Source organism: Tenacibaculum finnmarkense (assembly GCF_900239185.1).
In the GTDB taxonomy this organism is placed as follows: domain Bacteria; phylum Bacteroidota; class Bacteroidia; order Flavobacteriales; family Flavobacteriaceae; genus Polaribacter; species Polaribacter finnmarkensis.
Map to the genome: position 1 here is coordinate 191,614 of NZ_OENA01000097.1, position 20,181 is coordinate 211,794.

The window sequence follows — 20,181 nt, forward strand, 5'->3', positions numbered from 1 at the left end:
AAAAATTAAATAGAATCTGCCTTATAATTTTAATCTAAACCTTAAATTCTCGTTGTCTTTTTGCTTCAAAAGTTAAAATAGCGGCGGCAACCGAAACGTTCATCGAGTCTATTTGCCCTTGCATCGGAATATTGATGTTTTGCGTTGCTTTATCGCGCCAAATTTGAGTTAAACCTGTAGCCTCTGTACCAACAACTAATGCAGTAGCTTGTGTGTAATCATTTTTATGATATTCGTTGGAGTTCTGTAAAGTTGCACTGTAAATATTGATGTTTTTTTCTTGTAAAAAATCAATAATTTCTTCGGATGTACCAACGCCAATTTGATTGGTAAAAAGACAGCCAACACTAGAGCGTACAATGTTTGGGTTAAACAAGTCAGTCTTCGGATTTGCTATAAAAACGGCATCGACATTTGCGGCATCGGCGGTACGAAGCATTGCACCGATATTACCAGGTTTTTCAATGCTTTCGAAGACTAAAATAAGCGGGTTTTTAGTTTCAAACTGAATAGTATCTAAACTAAAATTTTTAGCTTTTACAACCGCAATTACACCTTCGGTAGTATCTCTGTAGGCTATTTTTTGATAAATTTCTTTAGTAATTTCGATGCAAGAAGCAGTAGCGACTCTTATAGCTTTTAAATCTTCCAAAGAAAACATATCAGGAACAAATAAAAGGGTATCTATTTGATAATTTCCTTTTATAACCAACGAAATTTCACGCTGTCCTTCGACTAAAAATAAGCCTCTTTTTTTTCGTTCACGCGATTTATCTTGAAGTTTTAATAAATCTTTAATATAAGGGTTCTGTATGCTGCTAATTTGTTTCATAACCGCAAAAATACCTAATATTGGGAATTTTTATAGTTATTTATAGGAGAATATATTATCCGTGTTTTTATAGGTCGATTTCAACCATTTCTGCTCTTGCTCCAAATCGGATAGGTAAAATACTCGTTCCAATTCCTTTTGATATATACATTTTTGGCTCGGCTTTATCATACCAACCTTTTAAGTAATTACCGCTTCCTTGAGGTTTGAAAGGCACAATTCCTAAAAATGTAATTTGACCTCCGTGAGTATGCCCCGAAAGAACTAAATCAATCGTTAAATTTCCTGTTTGTTTTGCAATAATATCTCTATGTTGTGGACAATGTGCTAAAACAATATTGGTTTGGGTCTGTTTTATGTTTTCAGTTGCGTTTTTAAAATCAGGATTTCCACCAACCAAATCGTCCATTCCAATTATTGATATTTCACGATTTTTTATTGAAATTGTTCTGTTTTCATTGATTAATAATTCACAGTTATTTTTTAAAAAGATCTTTTTAAGTTCTGTTAAATTTACTTTCCCCCAATATTCCCAGTTTCCAGTAATTGCATATTTTTGGATAGAATTATCTATCAATTGCAAAAACTCATTTAAGGAATCAATTTTTTCAGTTTTATCAACAGAATCACCTGTTATAAATATTAAATCTGGTTTTATTGCGTTTATTTTTTTTGCAATAGATTTGTGAAAATATCGTAATTTGTCAAAATGTAAATCTGAAATTTGAATAATTTTCACCTTGTTTTCTTTTGATTTTGAGATGTCAAAATAATTCCACTCAATATTATATTTTTCAAACCAAAGTGCGTCTAAAAGAACTAATCCAATAGATGTTAATATTCCTCTCTTTATAAATTTTCTTCTATTTAATTTTTTCATTAAACTTCTTAAATATTCTGTTTTTTAAAAAAAACAGGTTATTAAAAATAATTACAGTTCACCAAGATTTAATTTCCCTATTTTTTTATCACCAGATAACCAAGCCGTATTTTTATCAAAAAATTGAATGCTATAATAAGGCTCTTCGCTTACTTTTTGCCAAGAATTTCCGCCATCATTAGAAAAACAAACGCCTGTTATACCTACAGCAAAAAGTTCTTTACCGTTGGTGTTTGGTACATATTGCACGCAACTTTTGTAGGTTGGGTTTTGATTATCGGCAACTAATTTCCAGGTTTTTCCACCGTCGGAAGTAAGTGCTTTGTTGGCGCAATTATTAGTAGGTTTGGCGTAGTTTCCGCCAATAATAAATCCGTTATTTTCATCATAAAAATCAATAGAATAAATACCTTGCGAACCATTTCCTTGGATAATAGGCGTGTTGTAAATTTCCCAAGAATTTCCAAAATCGGTAGATTTTAAAATCCGTGCTTTTGTACCGCCAGAAGCAATCCAAACCGTGTTATTAACTATCGAAATATTGGTATTACTTGCGGCATAAAAAGCTTCTCCTTTTTCAAATGTTGGCAATTGGCTACAGGGTAATTTTGTCCAAGAATTTCCGCCATCCGAAGTTAAAATAATAGCCGCACAATTTTCTTTATCTGTAGGATCTCCTACGGCAATTCCGTGTTTTTTATCATCAAAAAAATGTAAACTATTGTAAAAGACCTTCGGATGCTTTTCCAGATAGACAATTTTTGTGGTATCGGCAGTAATTTTATATAACAAGGCAGGGTTTTCAACAGATAAAGCAAAAACCGCATTTTTAGTTACAGCAATACTTCTAAAATTAGGAATAATACTGTCTTGATAACGTATTTGTGTTTGATTCCAAGATTTTCCACCATTTTTAGTACTACCAATTATTCCGTTTGAACCCGCAAAAACGATTTCATTTTTATGGATAATTTTAAGTGCACGAATACTGGTGTTTTCTTGTTTAAATTGACTGATTTTAATACTTTTAAATTTTCTAGGGCTAACTTCTTTTGGTGAAGTTTTTTGACAAGAAAAAGAAATAAATAACACTAAAATTAAAATAGGGAAACGGTTCATTTTTTGATATTTTTACAAAACTAAAAATAGCGAAATCAATTTACTTATATCAAAAAAAATACATGAAAAAAGCATTGGTAATTTCTGGAGGAGGAAGTAAAGGCGCGTTTGCGGGCGGTGTAGCTGAATTTTTAATGAAACAAAAGAAAAAAGAGTACGATTTATTTGTAGGAACATCAACAGGTAGTTTAATGGTGTCGCATTTAGCGCTAGGTAAAGTAGATTCCTTAAAGAAATTATATACCAATGTAAATCAAAAATCTATTTTTAGTAACAGTCCTTTTAAAATAAAGCTGGTTCATGGTGAAAAAGTAATATCTATTCGACATAGAAATACGTTTTGGAATTTTTTAAACGGAAGAAAAACCTTTGGGGAAAGCAAAAATTTAAGAAAATTAATCAAAAAGAATGTTACCCGTGAAATGTATGATGAAATTCGTGAAAAAAACAAGGAAGTTGTAGTAACGGTATCAAACCTAACAGCAAACCAAATTGAATATAAAGCGATTTCAGCATGTACTTACGAAGATTTTTGTGATTGGATTTGGGGTTCGTGTAATTACGTGCCTTTTATGAGTTTGTTAGAAAAAAATGGCTGTCAGTATGCTGATGGTGGTTTTGGAAGTTTAGTGCCTATTCGAGAAGCTATTTTACGTGGCGCTAAAGAAATTGATGCGATTATTTTAGAAACCGAGGTGAATCAAATTAATAGAATGCCTGCTAAAAACCCGTTTTCGCTAATGCTAGATGTTTTTGGTTTTTTGCTAGAGCATGTAGAAAAACATAATATTACTATTGGTAAATTATCGGCAAAACACCATGATGTAAAGTTGAATTTATATTATACACCAACTGTTTTAACAACAAACACTTTAGTTTTTGATAAAAAATTAATGACAAAATGGTGGGAATCGGGCTATGAATATGCTGAGAAATTAGATGCTGAAAAAATGGCGCCATTTAGGCCTGAAATGCTCGAAAATCAGGAAGCTATTAAAAATCAGGAAATAGAAGAAATAGAAGAAGGCTTGTAAATTATTTTTTAATAAAAAAACCCAACTTTTTTAGTTAGGTTTTCTTAGTTTTTTGTTCACTTTTTTTATCAAAAAGAAGGATTATTTTAAATCAACATACATGGTGTTGTAGTTTACATTGTTTGATTTTGAACTTCCAATTGTTTCTAATTGAATCATTTTACTATTCGTGTTTCCACGAGCTCCTGAGCTTATCAGTTGAAGTGTTTTTGCTAGTAAAGGCTCGGTTTTGTTACCTAATTCGCCTAAGTTACCAAAGTCTTCAAAACGTGTTACTGTTGGAGGAATACCTTCTTTATCGTTATGATTATCTTTGTTTACAATTTCTAAAACAATGGGTTGCATTGCCCAATTATGTGCTGTATTAATGTCTTTTTTACTAAAAGTAGGAGAGTCATATAATGTAATTGAACCTACATATTTTCCGTGGGTTTTGCTTCCGACTGTTTTTACGTTAATATGTGGCACTAAACCGTTAATAACTAATTCAGATGCCGATGCTGAACTTTCTGTAATAATAAAATAAATATTGCGTAGGTTTAAACTGTTAATTTCTTCCGAAGCACTTATTTTATCTGTAAATTTATTGGTAATATCATCAGGATTAAGAACTGCCATATATTTACTGTTCCAGCGTTGTTTTGCAAAAATATCACCTGTAAATTGCCCTGTAATCATACTTGCTAATCGGGTTGCTGTGGTTACAGAACCACCGCCGTTATATCTTAAATCAATAATTAAATTTTGAATACCTGCTGTTTTAAACTTAAGAAATGCTTGGTTTAATTCAGAATCAAAATTTGCGGTAAAACTATTATACATTAAGTAGCCCATTTTTTGCCCCGCATGCTCAATTGTTTTGGCAATATGAATTGGATTTTCGGTATAAACACTTTTTTCAAGAGTATAGCTTGTTGTATTTGTTATTGGATCACCATTATTATAATCGGCTAAATTAATAGTGTATGAATTTGCGTTTGAAAATAATAATTCTTTGTAATTTTTATCGTTTATCGGTGTGCCATTTACTTGGGTGAAAATCATCCCTCTTTTAATACCTTTAGTATCGGCGTCTGTTCCTGAAACAACATAACGAACATAACCAAATACTTCGCTAGCGTTTGTTTTGAATCTTTTTAAGCCAAATTCCATTCCTGTGGTTTGGCTTGTTCCTTGAAAAGATTGCTCTAAGGCAAGATAATCATCAACAATCCACGACCATTTATCTAGCTCATTTCTTTTGTGTAATAATTTTTCAAAAAAGTCTGACGGGTTTTCTGTTTCTGATAAAAAAGCATATAATTCTTGGTCGTTTGTAAAGCGTTTATCGGATAAATCAGCTACTTGATCTTGCCATAAGTAATTGGCATTTAATCCTTTCCATATAAAATTTTGAATTTGAATATCGCTTGGAGTTGCTGCTTTTTTACTGCAAGAAACCATTGACATCAGTAAAAATAAGCTGAAAAAGGTACTAGAAAATGCTTTAAATAATTTCATAAGGAATATATTAGCTATTATTAACGCAATTTAATGAATAATATTATTTTTTTATTAAGTTTGATGTAATAAACTTAAAATGAAGGATAAAAAGGCCTTTTAAAAATAGGCAAGTAAATAATATACTTGCTAACTTGGCATTACATTTGTAGGAATATATTTGTTATTGTGTTCTTTAAAAAGATTGAAAAAGAAATAGTTATCGAATATATTGAGTTGAAAATGGAAAAAATTAAAAAAAAATGGATAGTAGCAGTAACAGTAGCACTTTTAGTGTTGTTTTTTGTAGGAAATAAAAAATATGAACACTATCAGCAAAGAGAACAATTTTTGCAAATAACAGTAGCATTACAGTTAGTTTCAGAAAATTTAAACAAAGGAAATACAGCCTTAGCACGTTTAAATACCTACGATAAAACAGTACAGAAAGTAATAAATAGCGTAAAATAAAAGCTAAAAAAGATGACGAAAATTATAACAATAATAATAGGATTGATATTTACAGTAAACCTAAGTTTTGGGCAATCAATATTTGATAAACTAGAAGATATGGACGATGTATCGTCAGTAATTGTAAACAAAGATGCTTTTGAAATGCTTTCAAAATTTGATGTAAATTCACAAGATAACGAGGCTATAGAGGTTTTTAATATGGTTAAAAATTTAGACGAGTTAAAAGTATTTTCAACCAAAAAGCCAAGTGTTGTTGTTCAAATGGAACAGCTGCTTAAAAGTGCTGTTAGCAAAAATAATCTGGTAGCGTTGATGCGTATAAAAGATGAAAATTCTCGTGTAAAAATTTATGTAAAATCAACTAAAAACAAAAATTTTGTAAGTGAGGTTTTAATGTTTATAAAGGATAAAAAAGGTGAAAATGGCAATGCAGAATCAATAATTGTATTTTTAACAGGTACTATTGATATTAATAAAATGTCAAAATTAGCAGCTACTTTTTCTAAGGATAAATAACAATAATCTTAAAAATAAAAAACGAAAACCATCAACTTATTGATGGTTTTTCTTTTTAACGACGCATTAACAAGTCTCCAAATAGAATTTCTTATTTTTGAGGTTCAAATTAAACTATTTTATGAAGTTTCAAAGCGCTTTTATACTGATACTCCTTTTTTGTACACTGAATTTATTTTCACAGTCGACTGCTGTTTATCATCCTGAAACAGCTAAAATTCACGATTTAATTCACACTAAATTAAAGGTTGATTTTAATTTTAAAGAAAAGCAATTAAACGGCGAGGCTTGGATAAGGTTAAAACCTCATTTTTATCAAACCGATAAGGTTACTTTAGATGCCAAAGCCATGCTTATTGATAAAATAACGATGAATAATCAAAAATTAGCCTATAATTATGATGATTTTAAATTGATTATTGATTTGCCTCGCAGCTATAAAAAAAATGAAGAATTTATCATTTATATAAAATATACGGCACGCCCTGAAAAGGTAAAACAAAAAGGAAGTGCTGCTATTACCTCGGCAAAAGGCTTGTATTTTATCAATCCGACAGGTTTAGATAAAAATAAACCAACCCAAGTTTGGACTCAAGGAGAAACCGAAGCAAGTAGTTGTTGGTTTCCTACAATTGATGCGCCTAATCAGAAAACTTCACAAGAAATTTACATAACTGTTCCTGATAAATATGTAACATTATCTAACGGTAAATTAGAAAATCAACAGAAAAACAGCAACGGAACTCGTACCGATTATTGGAATTTTACTCAAAAACATGCGCCGTATTTATTTTTTATGGGCGTAGGCGAATATGAAATTGTAAAAGATACCTATAAGAATATCCCTGTAAATTATTATGTCGAAAAAAAATATGCACCACACGCAAAGGCTATTTTTGGAAATACGCCTGAAATGTTGGGTTTTTTCTCGAAAATTACAGGCATCGAATATCCGTGGAATAAATACGCACAAATTGTAGGGCGTGATTATGTAAGTGGTGCGATGGAAAATACTACGGCGGTAATTCATGGCGAACATGCCTATCAAATGCCAGGGCAATTAATTGATGAAAACATCCATGAAAATACCATTGCACACGAAGCTTTTCATCACTGGTTTGGTAATTATGTAACGGCTGAAAGTTGGAGTAATTTAACGGTAAATGAGAGTTTTGCCAATTACAGTGAATATTTATGGCAGGAATATAAATATGGAAAAAATGCTGCCGATGCACATTTATTAGAAGATATTGAAGGCTATAAAAACGGGCAGAATTTTGATAAACATTTGGTGCGTTTTAACTACACTGATAAAGAAGATATGTTTGACGCTGTTAGCTATAATAAAGGTGGCGCAATTTTACATATGTTGCGAAATTATGTAGGCGACCAAGCATTTTATGCGGGTTTAAAACATTATCTGACGGCTAATAAATACGGCACTGCTGAGGCACATCAATTGCGATTATCTTTTGAAGAAATTACAGGAAAAGACTTAAATTGGTTTTTTAAGCAATGGTATTTTAATAGCGGACATCCTGTATTGGAAATTTCTTATGATTATAATAAATTACGAAAAACAGTAAGCGTAAATATTATACAAACTCAAGAAAACGACTTTAAATTTCCTTTAGCTATTGATATTTTTGAAGGTGATAAACCAACGCGTCATACTGTTTTTGTAAATGATAAAGATGCTTCGTTCACATTTGCATTTGTAAAACAACCAAGCTTAATTCAGGTAAATGCTGATGGAGTTTTATTATGTGATATTTTTGAAAATAAAGTATTGAGCGATTATATATATCAACTAAAATACGCTGCTAATTATCAACATAAAAAAGAAGCTTTAGTGGAGGTTTCTAAGCATCAAGATGATAAAAAAGCCTTTAATGCAGTTGTAAATGCTATGACTGCCGATTTTTATAAACTTAGAATTTTAGCCTTAGAAAACATTAGTTTAGCGAATAAGAATGCTAAAAAAACTGCCATTGAAAAAATAAAAGAACGTGCTGTAAACGATTCGAAAACATTGGTGCAAGCAGCTGCTATTGAAACTTTAGGGAAATTAACCGACCCTGAATTAAAATCGGTTTTTGAAAAAGGATTGCAAAGTACATCGTATGCCGTTTTGGGAAAATCGTTAGTAGCGATGTATTATGTTGATAAAAAGTTGGCAATTCAAAAATCAAAAACACTGCCTATTGAAGTGAAAAAAATTATAGCAAATCCTTTAATACGTATTTATTTAGAAGAAAATGACGACGATGAGCTTATTTTTATTGCAAGTAATGTAATGTCGGGGATGTATTTAAGTCAAGATAATCAAATACAATCGTTGTATAAAAAGGCGTATTTAAAAATTGCAAAAAGTAATAATATGCAGGCTATTAAAAATTTATCGGCAGATATTGTTTCGAAAGGAATGCAATATAAACAATATGGTTTTGATAAAGTAGGCGTAAATTTATTGCGTGAGTTGGTACAAAAACAAAAGAAAGAGAATCATCCTAATAAATTAAAAAATATTGAAATTGCAAAAATGGCAATGGCGCAATTATTAGAATAAAAAATAGTTAAACGAAATTCGTAATTATTGGCATATTAGTTGCTTTTGTTATCAAAATTTAAAACTCATGAAAAAAACTACTTTATTACTGCTTTTTATAAGCTTTGTAACGCTTTCTTGCAACAGTCTTAAAACCACTGAAAAAGCATTAAATACAGGCGATTATGAAAAAGCAATTGCTTTATCAATTAAAAAATTAGCAAAAAATAAGTATAAAGCGAAAAACCAACCCTACGTTATAACGCTTCAAAATGCTTTTTTTAAGGCTACAAATAGAGATTTAGAAAAAATAGATTATTTAAAAAAAGAGGCAAATTCTGCAAATTTAGAAGCTATTTATACGTTATATCATCGCTTAAAAAATAGACAGGAAAAAATAAAACCTTTACTGCCTTTAACTGATGTTTCAACAGGTAAAATTGTAGATTTTAACTTGGTTAATTACGACACTAATATTATTGAAGCCAAAGAAAATTATGCCGATTATTTATATCAAAAGGGTGTTCGTTTATTAAATACTGGCTATCAAAATAAGATGAATTATAGAAATTCATATACTGTTTTTACCAAATTAAATAAAATATCACCAAATTATAAAAATACCAACGATTTACAGAAACAAGCACATTTAAAAGGAACAGATTATATTTTTGTATCCTTAAATAATCAAACAAATCAAATAATTCCGAGAAGGCTAGAAGCTGATTTATTAGCATTAGACACCTATGGGTTAAATAATTTATGGACGGTATATCATGCGGAAAAAAATAGTTTAGTAAAGTATGATTTTGATGTGGAGTTAAATTTGAGAAGTATTGTTATTTCGCCCGAAAAAATTCACGAAAAAGAAATTATCAAAGAAAAGCAAATCAAAGACGGTTTTAAATATTTAAAAGATAACAAGGGCGGTTATGTAAAAGACAGTTTAGGTGTTAAAATTAAAGTTGATAATTTTAAAACTATTAGATGTCAGTTGTATCGTTTTACACAATTTAAGAGTAGTAAAGTAGCAGGTGTTGTAAAGTATTTTGATAATTCAACAAATCAATTAATAGAGAGTTTTCCTATTGATAGCGAATTTATTTTTGAACATATTTACGCTCGTTATGATGGAGATAGACGGGCTTTAGACGAATCGTTTTTTAATTTAACAAGATTGCAATCGGTAAATTTTCCATCAAACGAGCAAATGGTTTATGATACAGGAAGCGATTTGAAAGAAAAATTTAAACATATAATTACTCGAAATAAATTGAGGAACTAAAGCGGTTTTAGATAAGATTCATAGAAAAACTCCTGTTTGTAGCAGGAGTTTTTTTTAGGTGGAAAAGTTAGCCGATAATTTACTGCATCTTTTCAAAAAAGGTTAATTCATAATCGGGCAATGCGGTTGGATTGGTAATTTTGATGAGGTCTTTTAATACCAAATCGGGGCGGGTTGGGGCTAATTCAAAATAGATAAGCCCACCTGTTTTTCCTTTTTTTGTGCCAATTGTATATACATTTCCATTTTTTAAAGCATCAAATTCTTTGTAGTGTTTATTGGCGTTTAAAATTTCGTTTTTTGTTTGATAAAATCCGCAGCCAAGCCAAAAATCGGCAGTTTTTCCTTTGTCTAAAACACTTTCAAAACTAAGTTGTAAACTTCCCGAATTATTGGTTTCTTTCCATAAATAATCTAGATGCGCATCTTTAAAAAAAGTAGCCATAAAACTATTTCCGCCAGGAAGATTCCAAACTTCTTTAAACATGCTTCCTGATAAAATGCTTGGATAATTAGGGCTTTTTTGAGCCGTATTTTTAGCCTCTAAATAGCTTTTTTCAATAGCATTAAAAATACTATCGGCTTGTTTTTCTTTATCTAAAAGTACACCAAAAAATTTAATCCATTCCGCTCTTCCTAAAGGTGTTTCTTCTAGCCAATCGCCATTAAAAACAACAGGAATACCTGCTTTTTTAATGTTTTCGTATAGTTTACTATTTGGATGTAACGAAAAACCAACCACCAATTCTGGCTGTAACTCGAGTAGTTTTTCGGTGTTCATATTTTGTTCATTTCCAAGCTCTATAATATGACCAGTATCAATTATTTTTCTTGTTTTTTTTGATGAAATATATTTAGTGTGTGGAAACCCAATTAAGGTGTTTTCACTATTTAAAAGTTCGAGCATCGGGATGTGTGTGGTGCTAGTAACGACTAATTTTTTTACAGGAATTTTTAGTTCATTTTTAGAAATATCAGTTTTATTGGTAAGTGTAAATTCAAATTGTTTTTTAGAGTTTTGAAACACTTTTTTAATGATTAATTTTTTCTGATTATTTTCAGTAATAATATCAAAGCCCTTGGCGTATTTAATGCTGCTAAAATTATGCTTTTCAGTATTTTCTTGTTTGTTTTGATGTTGAGGTTCTTTTTTATCGGTGTTTTTACATCGGATAAAAAACAAGGAAATAATAAGAAGTGTAAAAAAATGTTTCATTTTGATGCTTGAATTATAGTGTAAATTTAACAATATGCCCGTAATTTAGTTTCAAATCGAAAGAATTTTCTAGCGGAATATTATGTACAAAAGCCCACAAACTTCTGATTACTCCTGCGTGGGTAACAATAACAACACGTTGTTTTTTTAGCTTTTTAATATCATTTAAAAATTGAACAGTTCTGCTATGTAAATCAATGTAAGATTCGCCATTAGTAACGGTAATATTTACAAAATCGTTCATCCAAATATCTAACTCGGGTTTATTGATATCATCCCATTTTTGAAGTTCCCAATCGCCGAAATCGAGTTCTTTTAATCTATCATCAAAAATAATAGTATCAGATAATTGTTCAGCTAATAATTTACATCGCTGTAAAGGACTTGAATAATACGCTGTTTCGATATCATTTATAGGAACTTCTTTTAAAATAGGGGGTATTTCTGCTAAAAAAGTATCGATAATGCCAATATCTGCTTGCCCGTAGCAAATTCCTTTTTCAATATTTGGCGTGGTATGTCTGACTAAAATAATTTCCATAAAATAAGTATTGATAAATAAAAAATAACTTCGGATACCTGTTGTAATGCCCCAGCACAATCGCCTGTTTGTCCGCCAATCCATTTTTTGAAAAAACGCCCCATATATAAATACGTTAAAAACAACGGAATTAAAACGGTAAATACTCTAATGTCTTGAAAAAATACAAGCGGAAAAATTCCGAAGAAACCAGAAATAATTAACGCTTTTGTACTCATTTTTTTTGTGGTCGGTTTTACTTTCGCTGTGTCAATATCTCTTACATATTGATGTGTATATAATAAAATAGTTGCGATAAATCGGCTAATTGCATGTCCTGAAATCAATAGTAAAGGAATTGTTTTAATCGAATTATTGAATTGTAAAAGTTGGTGTAAACACAATAATTTAATCGATAAAAGGCAAATAATCCCAACAACACCATAAGTTCCTAATCGAGAATCTTTCATGATGGTTAAAATTTTATCTTTGCTCCATCCGCCACCAAAACCGTCGCACACATCAGCAAAACCATCTTCATGAAAAGCACCTGTTGCTAAAATAGAAGCAATCAAACTAAAAACAAGGGCGATGTTTTCATTAAAAAGATACGCTGAACCAACATAAGCTAATGCCGAAATTACGCCAATAAGAATACCAACTAACGAGAAATAACGACTGCTTTTATTTAAAATATCCGAAGAATGATTTACCCATTTAGGGCAGGGGATTCGGGTGAAAAAAATAACCGCAGTTAAAAAATAATGAATTTGATTTTTCATAAATTACCCTTCAGATATATTGGCACTTTTAAAAGTTGCCATTTCATTTAAAAAACTAACAGCCGATTTTACAATAGGAAAAGCAATCGCACTACCAGTTCCTTCGCCTAAACGTAAACCAATATTTAACAGTGGTTTTGTCTTTAAAAATTGCAACATTTTTTGATGACCTTGTTCGCCTGATGTATGGCAAAAAATACAATACTCTAAAACGTTTTTATTGATAGCCTGTGCCGCTAATAACGCCGAAGTAACAATAAATCCATCTACTAAAATGGTCATTTTTAAAGATGCCGCTTCTAACATTGCACCGCACATCATTACAATTTCAAAACCACCAAAAGTAGCCAAAGCATCTATCGGATTTCGAATGTTTTTTTGATGTAAAGCAAGGGCATTTTTAAGAATTTTAGCTTTTTTAAGAACTCCAGAATCATCTAAACCAGTTCCTTTTCCAACACAATCTTCAATAGAAATATCCGTAAAATAACTCATCAATAAAGAAGCAGAAGAAGTGTTTCCAATTCCCATTTCACCAAAACCAATAGTATTTGTTCCTTGTTTATGTAACTCTGTAACTAGTTTTTTCCCTTTATCTAAAGCTGATAAACACTCTTCTGTGGTCATTGCTTTTTCAATACTATAATCTTTTGTTCCTTTAGCTATTTTTGCTGATATCAAATTAATATTTGGTTCAAAATCAGCGTTTACACCTGCATCAACAATTTTTAAATTGATATCATTCTGATTACAAAAAATATTAATTGCAGCTCCATTGTTCAAGAAATTTAACACCATTTGTTGTGTTACTTCCTGGGGATAAGGACTCACCGATTTTGATTTTACAATTCCGTGGTCGCCAGCAAAAACAACAATAGTTGGTTTTGATATGGTAGGAGTAAGACTGTTTTGAATTTGTCCTATTTGTAAAGCAATTTCTTCTAAAACTCCTAACGAACCAATTGGTTTTGTTTTGAAATTAATTTTATCCTGAAGTGCAGTTTTTAGCGTATTTGAAAGTGGTTTTATATCAGTAGAATACATTTTTTTAGTTTTTTATTTTAAAGTTAAAGGCAATCCTGATACCATAAAAGTGGCTTTATCGGCTTTTTTTGCAATATATTGATTCGTCCAACCTTGTAATTCGGTGAATTTTCTACCAATTTTAGTATCGGCATGTAAACCCATGCCAATTTCATTTGAAATAATAATAATAGTTGCATCAATTTCAATTAGTTTGTCAATTTCTTTAGTAGCTAGTGTTAAACTTTCTTGAACATCATTTTTAGTATCTAAATAAAAATTAGTCAACCATAAAGTAACGCAATCAATAACTACGGTTGCATTTTTAGGAATTACATTACTGATGTTTTTTTCTTCTTCAATAGTTGTCCAACGTTCATCTCTATCAGAAATATGTCTGTCTACACGTTTTTTAAAATCGGCATCCCAAATCCTTGAAGTTGCTAAATAATAAGGGTTTTCTGATAATGATTCTGCTAATTCTTGTGCATAACTGCTTTTTCCTGAACGTTCTCCGCCAGAGATATAATACATCATAATTAATAATTATAATAAATGAATTTATTGCAAAGATTGTAAACATTTTTTAGAAAAAGAGAATAATAGCTTTTTTAATGATAATGAATTCTTATTGTTAAATTATTAAAATAATAGTCTACATTTGCCGAAAATTTAGGTTTTGATGTTTAAAAACATAACATCAAATTAAAAGGGAATTCGGTTAAATACCGAAGCTGTTCCCGCAACTGTAAGCTAGAAAGCTTGTAATAATTCTTTAGTCACTGTTTTTTAATGGGAAGACCAATTACAAGACGCAAGCCAGGAGACCTGCCTATATTTTAAATAATTCAAACTTTCGGGATAAAGGTTTTTAATATATTTATGAAAAAACACGTACTTTTTATACTATTTTTTATGGTGGCATTTGCTTGCTTTGCTCAAAAAGATTCGATTTCGAATGTTTTAGAGGAAGTGGTGGTTGTTGGAAATAAAAAAATAGCTCCTAAAAAAATACGTGTAAAATCCATAAAAATAGGCATAAAACAACAAGTTAAAAACCCTATTAATTTCACCAATCTTTTACGATATAACAGCCCAATTTCCTTTAGAGATTATGGAAATGGGGGCGTAAGTACAGCTCGTTTTAGAGGAACTTCGGCTTCGAATACTTTGGTGCTTTGGAATGGAATCCCGATTAATTCCGTTGGTAGTGGGCAAACCGATTTTAATGCCTTATCTGCTAATATTAGCGATATTGTAATTGTTCAAAGTGGCGGAAATAGTACCGATTTTGGTTCGGGAGCTATCGGTGGAACGGTGCATTTAAACGATGAAATAAATTTTAAAAAACATCAAAAAATTCATATTTTTTCTTCTTTTGGAAGTTTTAATACAAGTTCTAATTTTTTTAAAAGTGCTTTTGCTGATAAAAAATGGAGCGTAAAATTGGCTTCTACATTTAATTATTCTGATAATAATTATACCTTTATCGATAAGCGATATAAAGATGAAAATGGGCATTTATTGAAAAATAAAAATGGAAATTATAAAAATTATGGCGTTAATTTTAATATCGCTCACCAATTTAATTCAAAAAATAAACTTGCTTTTTATACCACAAAATATTACGGAAATCGGTTGTTTTCCGATGGATTACCAAACCCTTCCGCAGGAAGTGAACGTAATGAAGATTTTAACCAACGCAATTTATTACAGTGGAAATATAATTTTTCGGCGTTTAAACAGCGACTAAGTATTGCTTATTTAACGCAAGAGTATCGCTATTATGGAACTAAAAATGCTACCGATTTTAGTTTTGGAAAATCGCAAACGACACATATTAATTATAACTTAACTTATAGGGCTTCGAATATTTTATCTTTTAATTATAAAACTGTTTTTGAAAATATTACGGGCAAAAATTTAGCTAATAATTCAGAAAATAATTCAAAAATAATTAAAAAAAGAAATTCAATCGCTTTTATCGGAAGTGTAAAATATCAGCCTATCAAAAAAGTTAAAACAAGTTTACAGCTAAGAAAAGAACTTAATTCAGATTTTAACGTGCCTGTTTCTGTATTTGTAGCAGGTGAATATAAAATAGCTTCAAAAGTAAATTTTTCAGCGAATTTCTCTACCAATTACAGAGTGCCAACGTATAACGAAATGTATTGGCCGATAGTAGGAAACTTACATTTAGTAGCAGAAAATTCGGTTCAAGGAGAAGCGGGTGTTTCTTTTAAAAATAAAAATATAGAGTTAAAATCAACAGCATTTTATATTCATATTAATGATAAAATTTTATGGCTGCCCGCTGGAAACAGTAATTTATGGCGACCAAAAAATGTAAATGATGTAGTTCATAAAGGAATAGAATCTTTTATCAGTTTTCAAAAAAAAATAGCAGAACATCGATTTGCTATTTCATCGAATTACACGTTTACAACGGCTGAAAATATCGAAAATAATAAAATTTTGCCTTATGCTCCAAAGCATTTATGGAATTTTACTGCCGATTATTCTTATAAAAAAATTAGTGTTTTTCTACAGAGTTTATATCAAAGTAAAGTATATACGAATGAAATAAATTTAGATTTTTATGCACTCAAAAAAGTAAATGTTCAAAATATAGGGCTTAATTTTAATTTATCAACAACAAAAATAAACCTTCCTACAATTGGGGTAACGGTTAATAATATATTTAATAAAGTGTATTATTTTTCAAATTTACGCCCGATGCCAGGAACAAATTTTAATATCAACTATAAATTTTAATAAAATGAAAATTACAAAAATATTTTTATCGCTTTTTTTAGGGAGTTTACTTATTACTTCTTGTTCTAGTGATGATGCCCCGATTAAAGAACTTCCAAGTGACTATACTAAAGGAATTATTATTAGTTCGGAAGGAGGGTTTGGAAATAAAGATGGCTCAATTGCTTATGTAAATAGTCAATTATCGAAGTTAGCAACAAATTTCGTTTATACAGGTGAAAATAATGCGCAATTAGGTGGATTAATTCAATCAATTGCCTTTTCTGATACCGATGCGTATATTATTTTAAATGATGTAAATACCATTATTATTGCCGATAAAACAACGTTTAAGAAAAAAGCAGAAATTACGACGGGCTTAAAAAACCCTAGATATATGACCGTTGTAGGCGATAAAGGATATGTTACCAATTGGGGCGATGGAGGAAATGTTACTGATGATTATGTAGCTATTATCGATTTGAAAACTAATAAAATTGAAACAACAACTATTTCTTTAGAAAACGGTGTAGAACAAATTTTAAATAAAGATCATAAATTATATGTTTCTCACAAAGGAGCTTGGTCGTCAAGTAATATTATTTCTGTGGTCGATTTAAAGGCAAATAATAGTGTTTCTAAAATTATCGTAAAAGATAATCCAGATGAAATGGCTTTTGATAACGCTGGAAATTTAATTGTTTTATCTGAAGGAAAACCTTTAACTTATAATGATGATTATACAAAAGTATTAACTTCAACAACCTCTTCAATAAGTTTTATTAACACTTCTACTAATAAAATAGTAAAAGAATTAGTTTTTCCTGAAAACAAAAGAGCGACTTACATGAGTTTCGATAATAATAAAGTTTATTATTATCAAGGAAGTAATGCTACGGTCTATAATATCACTAATACATCATCTAATTTAGCGACTCAAGGTATAAATGTTGGTTCAATTTACGGAATGAATGTAAGACAAAATCAATTATTTACGGTAGAATATGCGTTTAAAAAATTAAGTAAATTTAAAGTTTTTGATATAAATACTAAATCAGAAATATATGCTTCACCTGTAGGTTTAGGAGCTTCTAAAATTTATTTTAATAACTAAAAGACTAGAAGAAGTCTCTTCTTCTCATAGAATAATCCCCCAATTTTGAATTGAATAAGCCCGCTAACATATTGTTAAGTGGGTTTGTTTTTTATAAAAACTTCTCTTTTATTTCTTTGGATGGAATTATACACGTTTCTTTTTTGCCAAACCATTTATACCTGTTTTTTGCGATAATATCATAGCAAAAATCACGAAATCCTTCAGGTAAAAACCTTAAAAATACTGTTAAACGCCAAAAACCACCAAAACAAGCCATTATTTTTAAAACTGCTGTCGATTTTATATCATAAGAAATAGTGGGTTCATATAAAATAATGGAATCAATTTTTGTAGTGTCAATTCCTAAATGTATAAGTGTTTTTTTACCAATATCCGACTGTAAAGAAGCAAAAACAAACTGGTTTTTTTTATCAAATTTAATTATTTTTAAAACTGAAGAATTGCAAAAATTACAAATTCCATCAAATAGAATTATTTTTTTATCGACAGGTAAATCAGTCATTTAAGTTAGCGTGTTGAGGTTAAATTTAAAATTACTTAAAAAAAATGTAACATAAATCAAAATTAAGCGTCTTGTAAGGAAGTAAATACTAATTTAACATAAAATTAGTGACAAATTAAGCATCAGTATTTTTTATCTTTAAAACTAACTAGCGCAATGATTCGAATAGAAAACTTACACAAATCTTACCCAATCGGTAAAGACTCACTTCATGTTTTAAAAGGATTAGATTTACATATTAAAGAAGGAGAATTTGTATCTATTATGGGGTCATCAGGTTCAGGAAAATCAACTTTATTAAATATTGTTGGCTTGTTAGATTCACATGATGATGGAAAATATTATTTAAACGGGCAGTTAATTGAAGATTTAAACGAAACGAAAGCAGCTGTTTTACGAAATAAATTTTTAGGATTTATTTTTCAGTCTTTTAATTTAATATCTTATAAAACCGCTCTAGAAAACGTAGCGTTGCCCTTATATTATAAAGGTGTAAACAGAAAAGAACGCGCGGTAATCGCCTTAGAATATTTAGAAAAAGTAGGCTTAAAAGAATGGGCGCATCATTTGCCAAACGAACTTTCGGGCGGGCAAAAACAACGAGTTGCTATTGCACGAGCCTTGGTTACAAAACCCAAAGTTGTTTTAGCTGATGAGCCTACAGGTGCGTTAGATTCTACTACGACAGATTCGGTGATGGATTTATTAAAAGGAATTAATGAAGAAGGAATGACGGTTTTTGTAATTACCCACGAAGAAGAAGTTGCCGAACAAACTAAAAGAATAATTCGTTTAAAAGATGGGGTTATTATTAGTGATGAATTAACTGCCAACATCGAAAATAAAGTTAAATCTAAATCAATTTAAATATGTTTGATTTAGATCGTTGGAGAGAAATATTTCAAAGTATTAGTAAAAATAAATTACGTTCGGTAATGTCTGGCTTTACCGTGGCTTTTGCAATTTTACTATTTACCTTACTTTTTGGAATTGTAAGCGGATTAAGTAATTCGTTTAAAGGCGCTTTTGTTGATGATGCCATGAATACCATGAGAATTCGTGTTTGGAAAACATCAAAACCTTATAAAGGCTTACAAACAGGGAGAAAAATTCAACTTAAAAATAAAGATTTTAATTTTATCAAAAAAGAATATGATGATAAAATTCAGCATTTAACGGCGCGTATTTATAAGAATGTAAGTATTTCGTATAAAAATAAATCAGATAAGTATAGTTTAAGAGCCGTTCATCCCGATGATCAATTTTTAGAGAAAACAATTATTGATCAAGGTAGATATATTAACACGCGCGATTTACAAGAAAAATCGAAAGTTATTGTTATTGGTCGTTTGGTAAAGCAAGATTTATTTGGTGAAAAACCAGCCTTAGGAAAACGAGTAAATGTAAACGGAATATCTTATTTAATTATCGGTATTTTTTCTGATGATGGAGGCGATAGAGAAGAGCGTCAAACCTATATGCCCGTTACTACAGCACAGATGATTTATGGAAATAACGACCATTTAAGTCAAATTGTTGTGGGCTATGACCCTACACTAAGTTTAGATCAGGCAATTGCTTTTGGAAATAAAATGGAGCGTGATTTACGTAAAAATTTAGACATTCATCCAAACGATCAAGGGGCACTTTCTGTACGGAATATGGCGGAAGCAAATAAGGGTATTGGTACTTTTATGATGGCGTTGTATTTTATTGTCATTTTTGTAGGCTCAGGAACTTTAATCGCTGGTATTATAGGAATTAGTAATATTATGATTTTTGTAATTAAAGAACGTACCAAAGAATTTGGTATCAGAAAAGCATTAGGTGCAAAGCCGTCGTCAATAGTAGGAATGGTAGTGCAAGAATCCGTATTGATAACTACAATTGCAGGGTATTTAGGGCTGTCGTTAGGAACCTATATTTTAAGTTTACTTGGCGATAGTTTAGAAAAATATTTTATAAAAGACCCTAGCGTAAGCCCAGGGATTGTAATAGGAGCAACTGTTGTTTTAGTTTTATCGGGCTTAATTGCAGGATATTTACCTGCAAAAAGAGCCGCGAATATTAAACCAATTGAAGCATTAAGAGCAGATTAAT

19 protein-coding genes and 1 riboswitch are annotated in these 20,181 nt (G+C 30.4%); of the genes, 9 read left to right on the forward strand and 10 right to left on the reverse strand.

What is annotated here, in order from left to right:
- Positions 1 to 34 precede the first annotated feature (34 nt).
- The 3 genes from AQ1689_RS11915 to AQ1689_RS11925 all read right to left on the reverse strand — a co-directional run bounded on the left by AQ1689_RS11915 (position 35) and on the right by AQ1689_RS11925 (position 2,831).
- Positions 35 to 832: a TrmH family RNA methyltransferase gene (locus AQ1689_RS11915; protein ID WP_101956221.1), complete on the reverse strand. Its 798-nt coding sequence runs from the start codon at positions 830 to 832 to the stop codon at positions 35 to 37.
- Positions 833 to 899: 67 nt separating this feature from the next.
- On the reverse strand, positions 900 to 1,712 hold the full coding sequence (locus AQ1689_RS11920; protein ID WP_101956222.1) for a metallophosphoesterase: 813 nt from the start codon (positions 1,710 to 1,712) through the stop codon (positions 900 to 902).
- 51 nt (positions 1,713 to 1,763) lie between these two features.
- Complete coding sequence (locus AQ1689_RS11925; protein WP_101956223.1) at positions 1,764 to 2,831, reverse strand: WD40/YVTN/BNR-like repeat-containing protein; 1,068 nt, start codon at positions 2,829 to 2,831, stop codon at positions 1,764 to 1,766.
- A 62-nt stretch (positions 2,832 to 2,893) separates the two neighbouring features.
- On the opposite strand from AQ1689_RS11925, the gene AQ1689_RS11930 reads away from it, so the two are divergent.
- Entirely contained in the window at positions 2,894 to 3,865 is a 972-nt protein-coding gene (locus tag AQ1689_RS11930; RefSeq protein WP_101956224.1) for a patatin-like phospholipase family protein, read from the forward strand.
- Between the two features lie 81 nt (positions 3,866 to 3,946).
- Here AQ1689_RS11930 and AQ1689_RS11935 read toward each other — a convergent pair whose 3' ends face one another.
- Positions 3,947 to 5,365, reverse strand: coding sequence for a S41 family peptidase (locus tag AQ1689_RS11935; RefSeq protein WP_101956225.1), 1,419 nt, complete (start codon positions 5,363 to 5,365; stop codon positions 3,947 to 3,949).
- Positions 5,366 to 5,587: 222 nt separating this feature from the next.
- On the opposite strand from AQ1689_RS11935, the gene AQ1689_RS11940 reads away from it, so the two are divergent.
- The 4 genes from AQ1689_RS11940 (at position 5,588) to AQ1689_RS11955 (ending at position 10,167) form a co-directional block, all read left to right on the forward strand.
- Positions 5,588 to 5,815, forward strand: a complete 228-nt coding sequence (locus AQ1689_RS11940; protein WP_145993533.1) for a hypothetical protein — start codon at positions 5,588 to 5,590, stop codon at positions 5,813 to 5,815.
- Positions 5,816 to 5,827: 12 nt separating this feature from the next.
- The gene (locus AQ1689_RS11945; protein WP_101956226.1) at positions 5,828 to 6,334 is read left to right on the forward strand and encodes a DUF4252 domain-containing protein; all 507 of its coding nucleotides are present in this window, start codon (positions 5,828 to 5,830) and stop codon (positions 6,332 to 6,334) included.
- A 121-nt stretch (positions 6,335 to 6,455) separates the two neighbouring features.
- On the forward strand, positions 6,456 to 8,903 hold the full coding sequence (locus AQ1689_RS11950) for a M1 family metallopeptidase (protein WP_101956227.1): 2,448 nt from the start codon (positions 6,456 to 6,458) through the stop codon (positions 8,901 to 8,903).
- Between the two features lie 67 nt (positions 8,904 to 8,970).
- Positions 8,971 to 10,167: a hypothetical protein gene (locus tag AQ1689_RS11955; RefSeq protein ID WP_101915511.1), complete on the forward strand. Its 1,197-nt coding sequence runs from the start codon at positions 8,971 to 8,973 to the stop codon at positions 10,165 to 10,167.
- Between the two features lie 79 nt (positions 10,168 to 10,246).
- On the opposite strand, the gene AQ1689_RS11960 is transcribed toward AQ1689_RS11955, so the two are convergent.
- The 5 genes from AQ1689_RS11960 to AQ1689_RS11980 are packed head-to-tail and all read right to left on the reverse strand — an operon-like array spanning position 10,247 to position 14,245.
- Positions 10,247 to 11,383: an ABC transporter substrate-binding protein gene (locus AQ1689_RS11960; protein ID WP_101915563.1), complete on the reverse strand. Its 1,137-nt coding sequence runs from the start codon at positions 11,381 to 11,383 to the stop codon at positions 10,247 to 10,249.
- Between the two features lie 13 nt (positions 11,384 to 11,396).
- Positions 11,397 to 11,924 (reverse strand): alpha-ribazole phosphatase, encoded by a 528-nt coding sequence (gene cobC / locus AQ1689_RS11965; RefSeq protein WP_159459669.1) that lies wholly within the window; start codon positions 11,922 to 11,924, stop codon positions 11,397 to 11,399.
- Positions 11,909 to 12,685 carry an adenosylcobinamide-GDP ribazoletransferase gene (locus tag AQ1689_RS11970; protein WP_101956228.1) on the reverse strand — a complete coding sequence of 259 codons (777 nt, stop codon included), beginning with the start codon at positions 12,683 to 12,685 and terminating at the stop codon, positions 11,909 to 11,911. Before AQ1689_RS11970 ends, cobC begins: the two co-directional genes overlap by 16 nt.
- Positions 12,686 to 12,688: 3 nt before the next feature.
- A complete protein-coding gene (gene cobT, locus AQ1689_RS11975) occupies positions 12,689 to 13,729 on the reverse strand; it encodes a nicotinate-nucleotide--dimethylbenzimidazole phosphoribosyltransferase (protein ID WP_101956229.1) in 1,041 nt (346 codons plus the stop codon).
- Between the two features lie 12 nt (positions 13,730 to 13,741).
- Positions 13,742 to 14,245, reverse strand: coding sequence for a bifunctional adenosylcobinamide kinase/adenosylcobinamide-phosphate guanylyltransferase (locus AQ1689_RS11980; protein WP_101956230.1), 504 nt, complete (start codon positions 14,243 to 14,245; stop codon positions 13,742 to 13,744).
- 120 nt (positions 14,246 to 14,365) lie between these two features.
- Positions 14,366 to 14,558, forward strand: a riboswitch (cobalamin riboswitch).
- Positions 14,559 to 14,590: 32 nt separating this feature from the next.
- On the opposite strand from AQ1689_RS11980, the gene AQ1689_RS11985 reads away from it, so the two are divergent.
- Together AQ1689_RS11985 and AQ1689_RS11990 are read left to right on the forward strand one after the other, a co-directional pair.
- Entirely contained in the window at positions 14,591 to 16,483 is a 1,893-nt protein-coding gene (locus AQ1689_RS11985; protein WP_101956231.1) for a TonB-dependent receptor plug domain-containing protein, read from the forward strand.
- A 4-nt stretch (positions 16,484 to 16,487) separates the two neighbouring features.
- Positions 16,488 to 17,576, forward strand: coding sequence for a YncE family protein (locus AQ1689_RS11990; protein WP_101956232.1), 1,089 nt, complete (start codon positions 16,488 to 16,490; stop codon positions 17,574 to 17,576).
- Positions 17,577 to 17,667: 91 nt separating this feature from the next.
- Here the strand turns inward: AQ1689_RS11990 and AQ1689_RS11995 are convergent, their stop codons facing one another.
- Positions 17,668 to 18,081: a thiol-disulfide oxidoreductase DCC family protein gene (locus tag AQ1689_RS11995; RefSeq protein WP_101956233.1), complete on the reverse strand. Its 414-nt coding sequence runs from the start codon at positions 18,079 to 18,081 to the stop codon at positions 17,668 to 17,670.
- Between the two features lie 156 nt (positions 18,082 to 18,237).
- Between AQ1689_RS11995 and AQ1689_RS12000 the strand changes: the two genes are divergently transcribed.
- Positions 18,238 to 18,948, forward strand: coding sequence for an ABC transporter ATP-binding protein (locus AQ1689_RS12000; RefSeq protein WP_101956234.1), 711 nt, complete (start codon positions 18,238 to 18,240; stop codon positions 18,946 to 18,948).
- Between the two features lie 2 nt (positions 18,949 to 18,950).
- Positions 18,951 to 20,180 (forward strand): ABC transporter permease, encoded by a 1,230-nt coding sequence (locus tag AQ1689_RS12005; protein ID WP_101956235.1) that lies wholly within the window; start codon positions 18,951 to 18,953, stop codon positions 20,178 to 20,180.
- The last annotated feature ends 1 nt before the right edge of the window (position 20,181 follow it).

Coding starts and splice junctions, on each gene's coding strand:
- AQ1689_RS11915 (WP_101956221.1), bottom strand. CDS start 832: ATGAAACAAATTAGCAGCATACAGAACCCTTATATTAAAGATTTATTA.
- AQ1689_RS11920 (WP_101956222.1), bottom strand. CDS start 1,712: ATGAAAAAATTAAATAGAAGAAAATTTATAAAGAGAGGAATATTAACA.
- AQ1689_RS11925 (WP_101956223.1), bottom strand. CDS start 2,831: ATGAACCGTTTCCCTATTTTAATTTTAGTGTTATTTATTTCTTTTTCT.
- AQ1689_RS11930 (WP_101956224.1), top strand. CDS start 2,894: ATGAAAAAAGCATTGGTAATTTCTGGAGGAGGAAGTAAAGGCGCGTTT.
- AQ1689_RS11935 (WP_101956225.1), bottom strand. CDS start 5,365: ATGAAATTATTTAAAGCATTTTCTAGTACCTTTTTCAGCTTATTTTTA.
- AQ1689_RS11940 (WP_145993533.1), top strand. CDS start 5,588: ATGGAAAAAATTAAAAAAAAATGGATAGTAGCAGTAACAGTAGCACTT.
- AQ1689_RS11945 (WP_101956226.1), top strand. CDS start 5,828: ATGACGAAAATTATAACAATAATAATAGGATTGATATTTACAGTAAAC.
- AQ1689_RS11950 (WP_101956227.1), top strand. CDS start 6,456: ATGAAGTTTCAAAGCGCTTTTATACTGATACTCCTTTTTTGTACACTG.
- AQ1689_RS11955 (WP_101915511.1), top strand. CDS start 8,971: ATGAAAAAAACTACTTTATTACTGCTTTTTATAAGCTTTGTAACGCTT.
- AQ1689_RS11960 (WP_101915563.1), bottom strand. CDS start 11,383: ATGAAACATTTTTTTACACTTCTTATTATTTCCTTGTTTTTTATCCGA.
- cobC (WP_159459669.1), bottom strand. CDS start 11,924: ATGGAAATTATTTTAGTCAGACATACCACGCCAAATATTGAAAAAGGA.
- AQ1689_RS11970 (WP_101956228.1), bottom strand. CDS start 12,685: ATGAAAAATCAAATTCATTATTTTTTAACTGCGGTTATTTTTTTCACC.
- cobT (WP_101956229.1), bottom strand. CDS start 13,729: ATGTATTCTACTGATATAAAACCACTTTCAAATACGCTAAAAACTGCA.
- AQ1689_RS11980 (WP_101956230.1), bottom strand. CDS start 14,245: ATGATGTATTATATCTCTGGCGGAGAACGTTCAGGAAAAAGCAGTTAT.
- AQ1689_RS11985 (WP_101956231.1), top strand. CDS start 14,591: ATGAAAAAACACGTACTTTTTATACTATTTTTTATGGTGGCATTTGCT.
- AQ1689_RS11990 (WP_101956232.1), top strand. CDS start 16,488: ATGAAAATTACAAAAATATTTTTATCGCTTTTTTTAGGGAGTTTACTT.
- AQ1689_RS11995 (WP_101956233.1), bottom strand. CDS start 18,081: ATGACTGATTTACCTGTCGATAAAAAAATAATTCTATTTGATGGAATT.
- AQ1689_RS12000 (WP_101956234.1), top strand. CDS start 18,238: ATGATTCGAATAGAAAACTTACACAAATCTTACCCAATCGGTAAAGAC.
- AQ1689_RS12005 (WP_101956235.1), top strand. CDS start 18,951: ATGTTTGATTTAGATCGTTGGAGAGAAATATTTCAAAGTATTAGTAAA.